General features: G+C 74.1%; 15 protein-coding genes. 11 read left to right on the top strand and 4 right to left on the bottom strand.

Annotation, left to right across the window (positions count from 1 at the left end):
* Positions 1-201: 201 nt before the first annotated feature.
* The 4 genes from ACFVVX_RS25695 to ACFVVX_RS25710 all read left to right on the top strand — a co-directional run bounded on the left by ACFVVX_RS25695 (position 202) and on the right by ACFVVX_RS25710 (position 3,374).
* A complete protein-coding gene (locus ACFVVX_RS25695) occupies positions 202-822 on the top strand; it encodes a DJ-1/PfpI family protein (RefSeq protein ID WP_387948980.1) in 621 nt (206 codons plus the stop codon).
* Positions 823-949: 127 nt separating this feature from the next.
* A complete protein-coding gene (locus tag ACFVVX_RS25700) occupies positions 950-1,828 on the top strand; it encodes a RimK family alpha-L-glutamate ligase (protein WP_387948981.1) in 879 nt (292 codons plus the stop codon).
* Positions 1,825-2,196: a VOC family protein gene (locus ACFVVX_RS25705; RefSeq protein ID WP_387948982.1), complete on the top strand. Its 372-nt coding sequence runs from the start codon at positions 1,825-1,827 to the stop codon at positions 2,194-2,196. The genes ACFVVX_RS25700 and ACFVVX_RS25705 overlap by 4 nt, the downstream gene beginning before the upstream one ends.
* A 752-nt stretch (positions 2,197-2,948) precedes the next feature.
* Positions 2,949-3,374 carry a hypothetical protein gene (locus ACFVVX_RS25710; protein WP_387948983.1) on the top strand — a complete coding sequence of 142 codons (426 nt, stop codon included), beginning with the start codon at positions 2,949-2,951 and terminating at the stop codon, positions 3,372-3,374.
* On the opposite strand, the gene ACFVVX_RS25715 is transcribed toward ACFVVX_RS25710, so the two are convergent.
* From ACFVVX_RS25715 to ACFVVX_RS25725, 3 genes are all read right to left on the bottom strand, one after another.
* A complete protein-coding gene (locus ACFVVX_RS25715; RefSeq protein WP_387948984.1) occupies positions 3,353-4,108 on the bottom strand; it encodes a helix-turn-helix domain-containing protein in 756 nt (251 codons plus the stop codon). The two genes, ACFVVX_RS25710 and ACFVVX_RS25715, sit on opposite strands and share 22 nt — an antisense overlap.
* 148 nt (positions 4,109-4,256) lie before the next feature.
* A complete protein-coding gene (locus ACFVVX_RS25720) occupies positions 4,257-4,973 on the bottom strand; it encodes an MOSC domain-containing protein (RefSeq protein WP_387948985.1) in 717 nt (238 codons plus the stop codon).
* Positions 4,974-5,039: 66 nt separating this feature from the next.
* A complete protein-coding gene (locus ACFVVX_RS25725) occupies positions 5,040-5,786 on the bottom strand; it encodes a cyclase family protein (RefSeq protein ID WP_387948986.1) in 747 nt (248 codons plus the stop codon).
* Positions 5,787-5,841: 55 nt separating this feature from the next.
* Here ACFVVX_RS25725 and ACFVVX_RS25730 point away from each other — a divergent pair, with 55 nt between their 5' ends.
* The 6 genes from ACFVVX_RS25730 (at position 5,842) to ACFVVX_RS25755 (ending at position 11,754) form a co-directional block, all read left to right on the top strand.
* A complete protein-coding gene (locus tag ACFVVX_RS25730) occupies positions 5,842-6,510 on the top strand; it encodes a UbiX family flavin prenyltransferase (protein ID WP_387948987.1) in 669 nt (222 codons plus the stop codon).
* A 119-nt stretch (positions 6,511-6,629) separates the two neighbouring features.
* Positions 6,630-7,091, top strand: coding sequence for an Lrp/AsnC family transcriptional regulator (locus tag ACFVVX_RS25735; protein WP_387948988.1), 462 nt, complete (start codon positions 6,630-6,632; stop codon positions 7,089-7,091).
* Entirely contained in the window at positions 7,091-8,059 is a 969-nt protein-coding gene (locus tag ACFVVX_RS25740) for a threonine/serine dehydratase (protein WP_387948989.1), read from the top strand. Before ACFVVX_RS25735 ends, ACFVVX_RS25740 begins: the two co-directional genes overlap by 1 nt.
* Before the next feature lie 62 nt (positions 8,060-8,121).
* Entirely contained in the window at positions 8,122-9,285 is a 1,164-nt protein-coding gene (gene mqnE, locus ACFVVX_RS25745) for an aminofutalosine synthase MqnE (protein ID WP_387948990.1), read from the top strand.
* A gap of 116 nt (positions 9,286-9,401) precedes the next feature.
* Positions 9,402-10,682 (top strand): L,D-transpeptidase family protein, encoded by a 1,281-nt coding sequence (locus ACFVVX_RS25750; protein ID WP_387948991.1) that lies wholly within the window; start codon positions 9,402-9,404, stop codon positions 10,680-10,682.
* A gap of 127 nt (positions 10,683-10,809) precedes the next feature.
* Positions 10,810-11,754, top strand: a complete 945-nt coding sequence (locus ACFVVX_RS25755; protein WP_387948992.1) for a beta-ketoacyl-ACP synthase III — start codon at positions 10,810-10,812, stop codon at positions 11,752-11,754.
* Positions 11,755-12,047: 293 nt separating this feature from the next.
* Here ACFVVX_RS25755 and ACFVVX_RS25760 read toward each other — a convergent pair whose 3' ends face one another.
* Positions 12,048-12,695: a TetR family transcriptional regulator gene (locus ACFVVX_RS25760; RefSeq protein WP_387948993.1), complete on the bottom strand. Its 648-nt coding sequence runs from the start codon at positions 12,693-12,695 to the stop codon at positions 12,048-12,050.
* 436 nt (positions 12,696-13,131) lie between these two features.
* Between ACFVVX_RS25760 and ACFVVX_RS25765 the strand changes: the two genes are divergently transcribed.
* Entirely contained in the window at positions 13,132-15,525 is a 2,394-nt protein-coding gene (locus ACFVVX_RS25765; RefSeq protein ID WP_387948994.1) for a PQQ-binding-like beta-propeller repeat protein, read from the top strand.
* The last annotated feature ends 138 nt before the right edge of the window (positions 15,526-15,663 follow it).

Raw genomic sequence — 15,663 nt, forward strand, 5'->3', positions numbered from 1 at the left:
GTACGTCCAGTACGAGGGCTTCCGGCCGGCACGCCGATAGCACGCACCGGACGCCGCTCCTTGACGGGCAAAAGTTGCCTGACGCGGCACTAGCGTCCGGCCGGGACGGGGCCGGAGCCCCGGGCGGGCGGGCCACCCGATCTCGTGAACTTCGCTGCCGGGCGGGGTGACATCCGTCAACCCGTCACTAGGCTGCGGGACATGGACATCGTGATCCCGCTCTTCGATCGGTTCGAGCCGCTCGACGCGATCGGCCCGTACGAGATCCTGGGGTACGTCCCGGGCGCGCGGGTGCGGTTCGTCGCGCCCGAACCGGGGCGGGTCACCGACACGTTGGGCGCGCTGACGGTCGACGTCCCCACCCGGTACTCGGAGATCGACTCCTGCGACGTGCTGCTCGTCCCCGGCGGCGGCGGGACGCGTCCGTTGGTCGAGGACGCGGAGTTCCTCGCCTGGATCCGCCGGATGCACGGGACGACCCGCTTCACCACCTCGGTCTGCACCGGCTCGCTGGTGCTCGGCGCGGCCGGGCTGCTCAAGGGCCTGGCCGCGACCTCCCACTGGGGCGTGGTCGCCGATCTGGAGGCCTACGGCGCCCGCTACACCGCCGAGCGGGTCGTCCGGCAGGACCGGATCATCACCTCGGCCGGGGTCTCCTCCGGCATCGACATGGCCCTTCAGCTCGCCGCCCTGCTCACCGACGACCTCACCGCCCAGGCCATCCAGCTCCTCACCGAGTACGATCCGCGGCCCCCCTTCGACACCGGCTCCGTGGCGAAGGCCCCGGCCGAGGTCCTGGAGCACACCCGCACCCTGGGCTGAGCCCGCCGCGGCCCGGCCCGCCGCGGCGGACCCCGCTGCCGACGGCGCCTCCCGCGCGCTCCCTAGACTGGGGGCTCGCCGAGTTGTGACGAGGGAGGACCGGGCGGGCGCTACCAGGATCGCGGTCGTGACGAGCGCGGTCGGCGCGAGGTACGACGACGACCTCCCGCGGATCGTGGACGCGCTGCGGGCCGGGGGCCTGGCGGCCGAGGCGGTGGCCTGGGACGCGGACTCCCCGGGGTGGGACGGGTTCGACCTGGCGGTCATCCGGTCGACCTGGGACTACTCGGAGCGGCTCGACGAGTTCCTGGCCTGGGCCGACCGGACGGCCGGCGCCACCCTGCTGTGCAACCCGGCGCCGGTGGTGCGCTGGAACAGCGACAAGCGCTATCTGCTGGAACTCGCCGAGCGGGGCGTCCCGGTGGTGCCGACGCGGTTCGTCGAGCCGGGCGACCGGTGCGAGGAGGCGGACGTCGACCAGGCCGGGGGCGTGGTGGTGAAGCCGGCGGTCTCCGCGGGCGCCCGCGACACCGCGCGCTACGAGCCCGGCCGGTCCGCGGACGCAGTGCGCCATGCCCGGACGCTGTTGGACCAGGGGCGCACCGTGATGGTGCAGCCCTATCTGCGCCGGGTGGAGGAGGGGGAGCGCGCGCTGGTGTTCCTCGGCGGCGCCTTCAGCCACGCCATCCGCAAGGGGCCGGTGCTGACCGAGCCCGGGGTGGTCGACAACGACCGGGTGGCGCACCCCGGTGTCACCCCGTACCGGCCGACCGGGGAGGAGCTCGCGGCCGCCCGGGCGGCCCTGGCGGCCGTCCCGGAGCCCGGCCCGCTGCTGTTCGCGCGGGTGGACCTGGCGCTGGACGACGCCGGGCGGCCCGTGGTCATGGAGCTGGAGCTGATCGAGCCCAATCTCTTCCTGCAGAGCGACCCGCAGGCCCTCGGCCGCCTCGCCGAGGCGGTGACCGAGGCGGTGGCGGGGGTGGCCGGACCTACCATCGGACCATGATCGGCAAGCTGCAGTGCCTCGTGCTCGACTGTCCCGACCCGGCCGCCCTGGCCCGCTTCTACGCGGAACTGCTCGGCGGGGAGGTGGACCGGCCCGACCGGCGGTGGTCGCTGGACGCTTCGTGGTCCACGCTGCACACCGAGGGCGGGGCGGTGCTCTGCTTCCAGCGGGTCGAGGGCTACCGGGCGCCGCGGTGGCCCGACCCGGAGCACCCGCAGCAGGCGCACCTGGACATCGACGTCGACGACCTGGACGAGGCCGGCCGCCAGGTGGTCGAGCTCGGCGCCGAACCGCTGGACGACGCGGGCGGCTGGCGGGTCTACGCGGACCCGGCGGGGCACCCGTTCTGCCTGATCAGGGGTCAGTGAGCGCAGTGGGCGGGCCCGGCCGCGGAGAAGGTGCGGCCGGGCCCCGGCGCGGGAGGACGGGCCCGTCGGCCGCCCCGCGCCTGCGCACCCCCGTGCCGCAGGCGCGGGGCGCCTCCTAGGGCTTGTCCCCCCGGCGGGGGACGATCGGCCCGGACCTATGGGGAGATCCGGGCCGATGGTGAACCCCGGTGGGAGGGCGCCGGGTTGGAGGCGCCGACGCGCCGGTTGATCCGCTGTGTCACGTTAGCCGGGTCGGGCCCGGGAGAGTTGGCAGGACGTGCAGGGTTCCTTGCCGATCCGCGCAGGACGGCCCGGCCAGGGCGTTCTGGCGGTACTCCCGGGGGCTGGTGCCGTACTCCTGCCGGAACGCGCGGCTGAAGACGGCGGCACTGGCGCGAAGCCCCAGCGGGCGGCGACGGCGTGAATCGGGTCGCCGGCCCGGTCCGGCCGGGCCAGGTCCGCGCGGCACCGTTCGAGCCGGCGGCGACCACATCAGAACCCCCGTCCCATCCAGGCCACGTCCCCAGCGGCCGGGATGACGGTACAGCGTGCCTGGTGACCGGGCCGACCAGGGCGGCGATCCGCCCGGCCGCCAGCCTCAGCGAGCAGCCCCCCTGGAGCGCCCAGGTGCGCCCGTGGCGCTTGCCGGGCGCGTCGGCGCGGCGGGTATTCCCCGCGGGGAATTGTCGGGCCCCCGGTCCGGCCCGCAGGCTCTGCAGTGACCCCGAACCCGTGCAACTCCCGGAGGAACCATGCCCGTCGAGACCGACCCGCGTGATCTGGCCGCCCGCTACGTCGCCCTGTGGACCGAGCCGGACCAGGGGCTGCGCCGCAAGGCCATCGAGCAGCTGTGGGCCGCGGACGGCGCCCACATCCTCCAGCCGCCCGCGGAGATCCGGGAGGCGGCCGCGGGGCTGGGCTTCGAGAACGCCACGCTGGAGGCCCGCGGACACGACGCCCTGGAGCTCCGAGTGGCCCGGAGCTACCAGGAGTTCGTCGCCGGCGGGGAGTACACCTTCCGGCCGGCGGGCGACGCGGTGCGGCTGCGCGACGTCGTCACGTTCGGCTGGGAGATGGCGCCGGCCGCCGGTGGCGAGGCGGTGGGCGGCGGCCTGGAGGTCCTCGTCCTCGACGGGGACGGGCGGATCCGGTCCGACTACATGTTCCCCGGGGCCTGATCGGCGTAGGCGCGCAGCGCGGCGGCGCTCGCCTCGTCCACCGGGAGGAAGGCCTCCAATTTCAGCTCGGCGAGCGTGATGTCGACGGCGGTCGCGAAGGTGGTCACCGTCGTCATCAGGTGCAGCTCCCCGAGCCCGGTCCGCAGGTGGAGCGGGACGGCGAAGCCGAGGTGGTCGGTGGAAGGCTCCAGCGCCGGTACGTAGTCGCGGAGTTCGGCCTGCAGAGCGGGCAGGTGGTCGATCCGCTCCAGGATGTGCCGGGCCCACTCGGCAAAGTTGGCGATCCGGGGCGCGATCCCGTTCGGGTGGAGCGCCAGCCGGTAGGCGTTGGTCCCCGGGCCGACCAGCTCGGGGGCCGCGCCCTCGGTGATCAGGCCGAGCGCCGGGTTGGCCGCGATCACGTCCCCCTTGCGGTCCACGACCAGGGCCGGGTACGGGAGGTGGCCCCGGAGGATGTGGTCGATCGCGGCGCGCACCGGGGCCAGGACCGGGTCGGACAGCGAGCTCTCCGGGTAGACCGGGGCGTAACCCGCCGCCAGCAGCAGCTCGTTGCGCTCCCGCAGCGGCAGTTCGAGTGACTCCGCGAGCCGGACGACCATGCTCCGGCCGGGGGCGGACCGGCCCGACTCCATGAAGCTGAGGTGCCGCTGGGTCGTCCCCGCCCGCAGGGCGAGGTCGAGCTGGCTGAGGCGGCGGCTGGTGCGGCGTTCGCGCAACGCGTGAGGAAAGTCCACGATCACGTTGTAGCCCGGACCGGGGACGCCGGCCACTCCTTTGCGGGATCGCCCCGGCGGCCGGGAGTCCCGGTCCGCGGCGCAGGCCTCGGGCCGGTGGTCAGGCCAGTGTTCGAACCGGTGGCCGAACCGGTGATCAGGCCGGTGGTCAGACCAGTGACAGGACGTCACCGACGCCGAGCCGGCCGGGCATGGCGATCTCGGCGAGGGCGTCCAGCCGGCTGTCGTGGGCCTGGGCGATGGCCTTGAGGATCTCCGGGGCGTGCGGCAGGCCGGGCTGGGCGACGGTGGTCATCGCGCAGCGCTCGCTGGCCCGGACGAAGGTCAGCCGGGCGCCGGAGCGGGCGCTGCCGCGGGCCTCGCGGCCGAACCAGCCGTCCTCCACGAAGGGCGGGGTGTCGGGCGGGGTGCGCAGCAGGATGTTGGGCCGGAACCGGCGCTCGTCGACGACGGCCGAGGGGACCGCCCGGCGCACCCAGTCCAGGGTGGCGGTGGTGAGCACGCTGACCGGGAGCTGGTCGAAGTGCGAGACGGCGTCCTCGCGGGCGAGCGCGACGTCCGGGCGCTGGAGGTAAGCGCGTAGGAAGACGTCCGGGTCGGCGACCGGCCGGCCGAGCGGGTCGAACAGCTCGGGGCCGTCCAGGCGGTGGCCGAGCCGGGAGGAGAGGCGGAGCAGGCCGTCCATCCGGCGGAAGCGCCGGGTGTTCTTGCCGGAGCCGAACTTCCCCGACCCGTCGCGCACGGCGTAGAGGCGGTCGCCGGCCAGGCCGCGCTCGTCCACCTCGACGGAGTCGAGCCGCTCACCGCCGGTGGACTTCACGGGGTAGCGCCAGAGCTGCTCGATCACTCCGATGATCTCTGCCATGGCGGGAAAGCGTAGCGGCGCCTGCGGGGGATGGTCTAGACCAAGGTGCGGAGGTGCTGGTCGGGTTCAGCCCAGCCGGGCCACCGCCCGCACCGGCGCCCCGTCGGCGGCCACCAGCCGGAGCGGGAACAGCGAGACCTCCACCGGCCGCCCGGCCTCCTGGGCGTCGAGCAGGACCCGCAGGTCGGTCAGGTTCTCGGCGATCACCCCGCCGCCGGGCGCCCCGAGCAGCACCCGGTGCGCGGCGAGCGTGGGCTCCGCGGCGGCGGCCGACTGGTCGTGCTCGTCGGTGAGGTCGGCCAGCAGCGCGGCCACCGCCGGATCGCCCGGCCCGGGGTCGGGCGTGGGGTCGACGCTCAGCGCGTCCACGCCCACCGTCCGGATCCCGGCGGCGACGATCGCCTCGGCGGCGTCCGGGGTCAGGCTGGGGTGGGCGAGGTAGGTGTCGGTGCCCCAGTGCCGGGCCCAGCCGGTGGCCAGCAGCAGGACGGTGCCCTCCCCGGCGCGCTCCAGCGCCGGGGCGAGCAGCTCGGGCGTCACCGCCGAGCGGGGTTCCAGGCCGCGCAGGTCGGCGACCACGGCCGGCCCGGTGAACCGCTCCAACGGCAGTCCGTCCAGGGTCGGCCAGGTGACGTCCACGTGGTACGGCGCGTCCACATGGGTGCCGGACTGCGAGCCGAGGTGCAGGGCCAGCACGTTCACCCCGGCCGTGGCGGTGGTGAGCGCGGGCTCCAGGACGACCGCCGGATCGCCGGGGTAGACCGGCATCGCGGTGGTCACCTGGTGGGTGAGGTCGACGAGGGTCGGTGCCATGGCGCCCATCCTCCCAGGCCGGGCCGTCCGGTAAATGCGTATAGAAATAAGCCCTATGGGAACAGCGAAGCAGCAGCCGGTACGCCAGCCGTGGGTGGTCGGGGTCTCGGGTGCCTCCGGGACGCCGTACGCCGCCTCCGTCATCCGGGCGCTGCTCGCCGCCGGGGAGGCGGTCGACCTGGTGGTCAGCAGGGCGGCGCGGCTGACCATCCTGGACGAGACCGGCATCTCCTTCCGGGACGCGCACTGGCGCGAGGACCTGGCCGCCTGGCTGGGCACCGGCCCCGAGGGCCTCGACGACGTCCGCTACTGGTCGGCCGGGGACTTCGCGGCCGGCCCGTCCAGCGGCTCCTACCCGGCGAAGGGCATGCTGGTCGTCCCCGCGACCACCGGCGCGGTGGCCGGCATCGCGCTCGGCCTGAGCAAGGACCTGCTGCAGCGGGTCGCCAGCGTCACCCTCAAGGAGCGCCGCCCGCTGGTGGTCTGCGTCCGGGAGGCACCACTCAACGGGGTGACGCTGAAGCACCTGGTGGAGCTCGACGCGCAGGGCGCCGTCGTGCTGCCCGCCTCGCCGGGCTTCTACGCCGGCGGCTCGACCGTCCGCGAGCTGGTCGACTTCGTCGCCGGACGGGTGCTGGACGCGGTCGGCGTGCCGCACTCGCTGTACGTGCGGTGGGAGGGCGAGTTGGGCGCGGCGGCCCGCCGACCCGACCGGGGGGAGTGAGCGACCCGCGACCGGGAGAGTATGTTCTCTGCGATATCCGGGTTGGTGCGCGCATGCCGCCTTTGAATCCGGATAATGATCTGTGGGTCTGGTGAGGTTCGGAAGGACGCGGACGGTATATGGACACGGTGGACAGACAGCTCATCCAGGCGCTCCGGGAGAACGGCCGTGCGTCCTACGCCGAGCTGGGCCGACTGGTCGGCCTCTCCGGCCCGAGCGTCACGGACCGGATCAACCGCCTGGAGCAGGCCGGGGTCATCACCGGCTACCGCGCGACGGTCAATCCGGCCTCGCTCGGCTTCGGCGTGACGGCCCTGATCGGCCTTCAGCTCACCGACGCCGCCGACCACGAGGACGTCGCGCACCGGCTGAAGGACCTCGGCGAGGTCGAGGACTGCTGGTTCATCGCCGGTGACGACTCGTACATGCTCAAGGTGCGGGTCTCCGACGTGGAGGGCCTGGAGTCGGTGGTCAAGCGGATCTCCGGCACGAAAGGCGTGGCCCGCACCCGGACCACGGTCGTACTCTCCACCAAGTGGGAGAACCGAGTGAGCGATCTCCCCCTGGTCGAAGGAGAGTAATGGCGACGGCACTGGTCGGCCTGGAGGAACTGCACGCGGCCCGCAAGCGGATCGAGGGGGTCGCCGTGCGCACCCCGCTGGTCCCCGCGCCCTGGGCGAACGACGGCGAGCGCCGGCTCTGGCTCAAGCCGGAGAACCTCCAGCCGACCGGCGCCTTCAAGCTGCGCGGCGCCTACAACCGGCTCGCCGCGCTCGGCGACGAGGAGCGCGCCCGCGGCGTGGTCGCCCAGTCCAGCGGCAACCACGCCCAGGCGGTGGCCTACGCGGCGCAGCTGCTCGGCATCAAGGCCGTGATCGTGATGCCGGACACCTCGCCGGCCGTCAAGGTCGCCGGGACCCGCTCGTTCGGCGCCGAGGTGCTCCTGGTGTCGCCGCACGAGCGGGACATCGTGCCCGGCGAGCTGGCCGAGCGCCACGGGTACGTCTGGGTGCCGCCGTACGACGACCCGTTCATCATCGCGGGCCAGGGCACGGTCGGACTGGAGATCGCCGAGGACGCCCCGGCCGGGCTGGACACCGTCCTGGTGCCGGTCAGCGGCGGCGGGCTGATATCCGGGACGGCGGCCGCGCTCAAGCTGACCCGCCCGCAGGTGCGGGTGATCGGCGTCGAGCCGGAGCTGGCCGCCGACGCCCAGGCCAGCCTGCGGGCCGGCGAGCGCCTCGCCTGGCCGGTCGCGGACACCTACCGGACCATCGCGGACGGGCTGCGCACCCCCTCGGTCGGGGTCCTGCCGTTCGCCCACCTCACCGCCTACGTGGACGACATCGTCACCGTCACCGAGGACGAGATCCGGGCCACCGTCGCCCTGCTGGCGCGCCGCGGCCGACTGGTCGCGGAGCCCTCCGGCGCGGTCGCCCCGGCCGCGTACTTCCACCGCGCCGCCGAGATCGGTGCCGGGACCGCGGCGGCCGTGGTGAGCGGCGGGAACATCGAACCGGCGTTGCTCGCGGAGCTGCTCGCAGCGTGACGGCGGTATGGGCGTACGCTCGTTCCGGCAACGAATCGAAGTCGGAGGAGGCGGGGCACCGCATGGACGCAGGGCTCAAGCGCGAGCTGGAGGCGAAGGTCTACGCGGGTGAGCGGCTGACCCGCGAGGACGGGATCGCGCTCTACGAGAGCGACGACCTGGCCTGGCTGGGCGGACTGGCCCACCACGTGCGGACGCGGAAGAACGGCGATGTCGTCCACTTCAACGTCAACCGCCACCTCAACATGACCAACGTGTGCAGCGCGTCCTGCGCGTACTGCTCGTTCCAGCGCAAGCCGGGCGAGAAGGACGCGTACACGATGCGCATCGAGGAGGCCGTGCGCCTCGCCAAGGCGATGGAGGTCGACTCCCTCACCGAGCTGCACATCGTGAACGGCCTGCACCCGACGCTGCCCTGGCGCTACTACCCGCGCTCGCTGCGGGAGCTGAAGGCGGCGCTGCCGAACGTCTCGCTGAAGGCCTTCACCGCCACCGAGATCCACTGGTTCGAGAAGATCAGCGGCCTGTCGGCCGACGAGATCCTGGACGAGCTGATCGACGCCGGTCTGGAGTCGCTGACCGGCGGCGGCGCGGAGATCTTCGACTGGGAGGTCCGCCAGCACATCGTCGACCACGACACCCACTGGGAGGACTGGTCGCGGATCCACCGGCTCGCCCACAGCAAGGGCCTCAAGACGCCGTCGACGATGCTCTACGGCCACATCGAGGAGCCCCGCCACCGGGTCGACCACGTGCTGCGGCTGCGCGAGCTGCAGGACGAGACCGGCGGCTTCCAGGTCTTCATCCCGCTGCGCTACCAGCACGACTTCCACGACTCCAAGGACGGCGTCGTGCGCAACCGGCTGATGGCCCGCACCGAGATGGCCACCGGGGCCGAGGCGCTGAAGACCTTCGCGGTCTCCCGGCTGCTCTTCGACAACGTGCCGCACGTCAAGGTCTTCTGGGTGATGCACGGCGTCACCACCGCGCAGCTGGCGCTCAGCCACGGCGCGGACGACATGGACGGTTCGGTGGTCGAGTACAAGATCACCCATGACGCGGACAACTTCGGTACCCCGAACAAGCTCGGCCGCGACGACCTGCTCGGCCTGATCCGGGACGCCGGCTTCCGCCCGGTGGAGCGCAACACCCGCTACGAGGTCATCCGCGAGTACGACGGCCCGGACCTGACGCGCCGCGAGACGCCGCAGGCGATGCGTCTCTGACCAGCCGTTCTCCCGCCCCCCGCGCCGCCCGCCGGCCCGGGGGGCGGTTTTCTTCACCGGGCCCGCACAGGGGTGCGGGTTTCCCAACGGGCGGTTGGTTTGGCAGGATCGGCGGCATGTCCGGTTCTCATCGCTCCACCCCGTACCCGTCGTACGAGCCGGCCCACCAGCCGGGGTACGAGGTGCAGCAGCAGCCGTACGGGGTGTACGAGCAGCCGTCGTACCAGGCGTGGGGCGCGCCCCAGCCGGCCGGGGGCTACCCGAACCAGCCGGTCCAGCCGGTTCACCCGGATCAGCCGGTCTACGCCGACCAGCCGGTCTACGCGGACCAGGGCGGGTACTCCTACGAGAACTACGACGCCTACGACCAGCCGTTCCAGCCGTACCCCGTCGAGCCGGACCCGTACCTCGTGCAGCCGCAGTCGCAGTCGCAGCCCGCGCCGTCGGCCGTGGTGGAGCCCCCGTTCGTGCCCGCCCCTGCCGCCCCCGCCGCCCCCGGTGCGGCGGCCGTGGCCGGCTCGCGGGCGGCGGCCCGCGGCCACCGGCGCAAGGCCAAGAAGAAGCGCCACGGCAAGGCCGTGACCGCCGGTACCGTGCTGCTGATCGCGGCCGCCGCCGGCTGGTACACCGTCGGCCAGGACTCGGCGAACCCCGGCGTGAGCGCCGCCGACGGCCCCGGCCCCGAGGGCGTGGCCGCCCCCGACCAGCCCTCCCCGCCGGCCGCCGCCCCCGCCGCCCAGGTGGCCGCCGACCGGCACACCGAGGCGCCCGCCGCGGGCCGCAGCGAGGCCCGGGACGACGGCTCGGTGGCCGCGATACCCGGTCTGGGCGCCGGCTTCACCGCCCGGATACCCGCCGAGACCACCCAGGTGGTGCTCGCCTCGGGCCAGGACAAGAACGCCAACAAGACCACCGTCACCCTCTGGACGCGCACCCCCGAGGGCCGCTGGCGGGCCGGCGAGGCCTGGCAGGGCCACAACGCCAACCGGGGCTGGACCACCGACCACAACGAGGGCGACCTGCGCAGCCCGATCGGCGTCTTCTCGCTCACCGACGCCGGCGGCCGCAAGGCCGACCCCGGCAGCAAGCTCCCGTACGACAAGGACGCCAGCTTCGTGGTCTCCGGGACGGGCTTCGCGGGCGAGCCGCTGGCCGGCTCCTTCGACTACGTCGTGGCGATCGACTACAACCGGGTGCCGGGCAACTCGCCGCTCGACCCGCGCCGCCCCAACGGCTCCGGCAAGGGCGGCGGGATCTGGATCCACGTCGACCACGGCGGGCCGACGCACGGCTGCGTGTCCGTCCCCGAGGACAAGATGGCCGAACTGATCCGCACACTCGACCCGGCGGCCCACCCGGTCATCGTGATGGGCGACGCGGCCTCGTTGGCCGCCTGACCTGCTGCGCACGCCCCGGTGGCCCCAGGCGCCGCAACGGCTCTTGTCGGCCTCCTACAGCTTCCGGGGGCGGATCCTGTAGCCGGTGCGCCCCGCTGACCAGTGGGTAACCCGGTTGAGTGGCAGCATGAGCGGTTCGCGCATTGTGGCACTCGGTCACTACCAGCCCCCCAAGGTCCTCACCAACGGCGACCTGGCGGTGCTGGTCGACACCGACGACGAGTGGATCCGCAGCCGGGTGGGGATCCGGACCAGGCACATCGCCGAGGGGGAGACCCTGGTCGACCTGGCCACCGAGGCGGCGCAGAAGGCGCTGGCCAACAGCGGCCGCTCGGCCGCCGAGATCGACCTGGTGGTGGTGGCCACCTGTACCGCGGTGGAGCGCAGCCCCAACACGGCCGCCGCCGTCGCGGCCCGGCTCGGGGTGCGGGCGCCGGCCGCCTACGACATCAACACGGTCTGCTCGGGCTTCTCCTACGCGCTGGCCACCGCCGACCACGCGATCCGGGCGGGCGCCGCGAGCCGGGCGCTGGTGATCGGTGCCGAGCGGATGTCCGACACCCTCGACTGGACCGACCGGACCACCTGCGTGATCTTCGGTGACGGCGCCGGCGCGGCGGTCGTGGAGGCGCAGCCGGAGGGGGCCGAGCCCGGGATCGGGCCGGTCGTGTGGGGCTCCGAGCCGGAGAAGGGCGACGCCGTGGTGATCACCGGCTGGGATCCGGTGATCAGCCAGCAGGGCCAGTCGGTGTTCCGCTGGGCCACCACGCAGATCGCCCCGCTGGCCCGGCAGGCCTGCGAGAAGGCCGGTATCGACCCGTCCGAGCTCAAGGGCTTCGTGCCGCACCAGGCGAACCTGCGGATCATCGACGCGATCGCGTCCAAGCTGGGCGCCCCCGACGCGGTGGTCGCCCGGGACGTGGTGGTCTCCGGCAACACCTCGGCGGCCTCCATCCCGCTGGCCTTCTCCAAGCTGGTCGAGCGCGGCGAGCTGTCGCCCGGCGACCCGGTGCTGCTGTTCGGCTTCGGGGGAGGCCTGGCGTACGCGGGGCAGGTCGTGCGCTGCCCCTGAGCGGGCCTCCACGGGCCTGAGCGGGCCCGGACGCCCCGGCGGTGCCCCGGGCAGCCCTGGAGCACCCTGGGCGGGCCCTTGGGGCCCGACCGGGCCCCGGGCGCCCTGTGGCGCCCCTGAACGCGCACATGCCGGTGGGCGGGCACCCTTGCGGGGGTGCCCGCCCACCGGCATGTCTGGCGCGCTGCGGCACGTCGGCGGACCTCCCCCGAGGACACGGCCGCCGTCCGTCGTTCCCCGGAACAGGAGGCCGGGGTTGCGCGCGGAGCGGATGGGTGGGTAGGCGGATCGGTCTACTTGGGCGGCTTCTTGCCGGTGACACCCAGGTACACCAGGGGAGCGAGGTTGGGCTTCAGGTCCTTGACCTTGACGCCCCAGGAGGTGAAGGCCTTCTGGTGCTCGGCCGCCGAGGCGAGCAGCGAGACCAGAGACCCTGCGACGGCGGCCGCGTCGAGCGATTTGTCGGCCTGACCCTTCGCCTGGAGTTCCCTGACGGCATCCGTGAGCGGCTTGGCGACCGCGTTGAGGACTGTCATGCGGATCTTGAAGAACCGCTTGTCCCCTTCGGCAGCACCGAGCGTGACCACTCGGAGAATGGCGTCGTTCTTGCGCCAGAAGGCGAGGAATCCGTCGACCAGTTCTTCCGAAGTGGCCGAGCCGGACTTCCCTGCCCAGGACTTTCCGGCCACCAGCTCTTTGAGGGTGTCGGCGTCCTTGGCCATTTCCTCGGCGATTTCGAGGACAGCGCCCTCGACATCCGGGAAGTACTGGTAGAAGGTCGCGGGGGAGGTACCCGCCATACGGGCGACGTCGATGACCTTGACGTCCCGATAGGGCGACGTGCTGAGCATCTCGCGGAGGCAGTCGAGCAGCTTCTGCCGCGTCTCCTGTCCGCGTCGCCCGGCGACGCGACCGTCGACGGTGCGAACTTGTCCTGTCATGCCGTCAGCTTACCGTGGCACGATCTTGGCGCGATTCGGTGATGCGACTATTACTCCGCACGGGGGTTGGTATAGGGGCTTGGGCGAGTTCGGGTGGATATTCACAGCGGCTCGGAGACCCCGTTTGAAGCCCCCCCGTGTGCTTATGACCCCATAGCGTGACGACCCCTCCGCTGAGGGGTTATCGGGTGACAGAGCGTAACGATCGAAGGAATTCTCACGAGCGGTCGGCGGGAGGCCTCCGAGCGGGCCGGGGGCAAGCCGCGTCCGGAGCGGGCGTCAGAATCCGGCCGTTCCGTGGGCACTGACCGGACGGGGCCCGGCGGGTGCCGTGGGCCGACTCCGGGCGGGGGAGGTTGGAGTTGCACCGGGCGGCATTGGACAATCGGGTCCGGCACCCCGCGGCGGGTGCGGAACACGGGGAGGTGGCAGCGGAGTGGACCAGCTGACGGCGCACGATCCGAGGCGGATCGGGCCCTTCGAGGTGCTGGGGCGGCTCGGCGCGGGCGGGATGGGCCTGGTCTACCTGGCGCGCTCCGCATCCGGCCGGCGGGTTGCCATCAAGACCGTCCGGGGGGAGCTGGCCGAGGACGAGCTGTTCCGGGTCCGTTTCGCCCGGGAGATCGCGGCCGCCAAGACGGTGGGCGGCTTCTACACCGCGGCGGTGGTCGACGCGGACGCCGACGCCCGGGTGCCCTGGCTGGCCACCGCGTACGTCCCGGCGCCGTCCCTGGAGGACCTGGTCGGCGAGTGCGGGCCGCTGCCGGTGGGCGCGGTGCGCTGGCTGGTCGCGGGCATCGCCGAGGCGCTGCAGTCCATCCACGCCGCCGGGCTGGTGCACCGTGACCTCAAGCCCTCCAACGTGCTGGTGGTCGAGGACGGCCCGCGGGTGATCGACTTCGGCATCGCGGCGGGCGTCTCGCACACCCGGCTGACCATGACCAACGTCGCGGTCGGCACCCCGGCGTACATGTCGCCCGAGCAGGCCCGCGACAGTCGCAGCGTCACCGGCGCCAGCGACGTCTTCTCGCTCGGCTCGCTGCTGGTGTTCTGTGCCACCGGACATCCGCCCTACCGGGGCGCCAACCCGGTGGAGACGGTGTTCCAGCTGCTGCGCGACCAGCCCGACCTCTCCGGCCTGCCGCCCGAGCTGGTGGACCTGGTGCGGGCCTGCATGCGCCCGGCCCCCGAGCACCGGCCGAGCCCGGCCCAGATCCAGACCGAGCTGGCCCCGCACCTGTTCTCCCGGGACGACGCCTCGGGCGAGGCCGGCGACTGGTTGCCGACCAACGCGCTGGAGCTGATCGAGCGCAAGCGCAGCCGTCGGCAGACCGCGCCGCCCGCCCGGCCGCCCGTTCGGCCGCCCCTCCAGGGCACCGCGCCGATCGGCCAGGCGGGGCCGCCGCACGGCGGGCCCCCGCAGGCGCCGGTGCCGCCCCAGCGGCCCGTGCAGGCCGACCCGCGCACCCAGCACCCCGGCGGGCCGCACGCCCCGCCCGGGACCGGTCCGGTGCACGCCGCGCCGCCCGGCCGGGGGCAGGACGTCGAGGCCGCCACCGAGAAGATCTCCGCGGGCCGCCGCCACGGCGGTCCGGGGGCCGGGGACGGCGCCGGGGTGCAGCTGCCCGGCGCCTCGGTGCGGATAGGCCCGGGGCCGCGCGCCGAGCAGGCCGGCCCGGGCACCGCACCCGCCGAGACGGACTGGGTCCGCCGGGCCGCCCCGGTGCCCGCGCCGGCCGCCCGCTGGCGCCCCTGGCGGTTCCGGATGTCCAACGACGTCTGGGGCACGCCGGTGGTGGCCGACGGAACGCTGTTCGTCTCCAGCTTCGAGGTGCACGCCCTGGACATCGCCTCCGGGCAGCGCCGCTACAAGACCCGGGACGTCGCCTGGGCGCTCGCGGTGGACTCCGGCCGGGTGCACGCCGCCGACGGCCCGCACCTGTACACGGTGGACGTCGCGGACGGCACCGAGCGCTGGCGCCACTCGCTGGACGGCTGGGTGTACTCGCTGGCCGCCGCCGACGGCGTGCTCTGCTGCGGGATCCGGGGCGGCGGCGTGCAGCTGCGCTCGGCGGTCAGCGGCGCCGAGCTCTGGCGGGCGGACGACGCCCAGCAGGACTACGAGAACCCGCAGTCCGGTCCGGCCCTGGTGGCGGGCTCCGCGTACTACTACGGCGGCGGGCGGCTGCGCTGCGTCGACCCGCGCGGCGCGGGCCTGCGCTGGTCCTTCCCGGTCGGCGAGGACGTGCCCTCGCACCCGGCGGAGCGGGGCGGGGTGCTGTACGTGACGGCCGGCACCCGGGTGTACGCGCTGGACGCGGCCACCGGCGCCGAGCGCTGGCGGTTCGAGGCCCCCGTGGTGCTGTTCACCCCGCCCGCGCTGGACGCCGACGCGGTGTACGTCGCGGACTACCTCGGCACCGTGTACGCCCTGGACGCGGCCACCGGCCGGGACCGCTGGCGCGCGGCCACCGGCAGCCGCCAGGGCGCCGAGCCGGTGGTGGTCGGGGACGGCATGGTGCTGGTCGGCAGCGGGGAGGTGCTGTACGCCTTCGAGGCGGCCTCCGGCCGGGAGCGCTGGCGCTACACCGCGCGGGGCGAGATCGTCGGCTCCCCGGCGGTGGCCGACGGGCTGGTCCACCTGGGCAGCCGGGACCACTCGCTGCACACCCTGGACCTGGCGAGCGGTCAGCTGCGCTGGGAGCTCGGCACCAAGGGCGAGCTGACCGGCTCACCGGTGGCGCTCGGCGGGCGGGTGTTCGTCGGCAGCAAGGACCGCTGCGTCTACGCGCTGGACGCCTTCTACGGCACCGCGGTGCCCTCGCACTGACGCCGGTGCGGTCGGGGGGGGGCGGGGGGCCCCCCCCCCCCCCGCGCGCCCCCCGCCCCCCCCCCCCCCGGGGGGGGGGGCGCCCCCCCCCCCCCCCCCCCCCCCCCCCCACCCCCCCCCCCCACCCGGCGGGGCACG

This window comes from Kitasatospora sp. NPDC058170 (genome assembly GCF_042883905.1).
In the GTDB taxonomy this organism is placed as follows: domain Bacteria; phylum Actinomycetota; class Actinomycetes; order Streptomycetales; family Streptomycetaceae; genus Kitasatospora.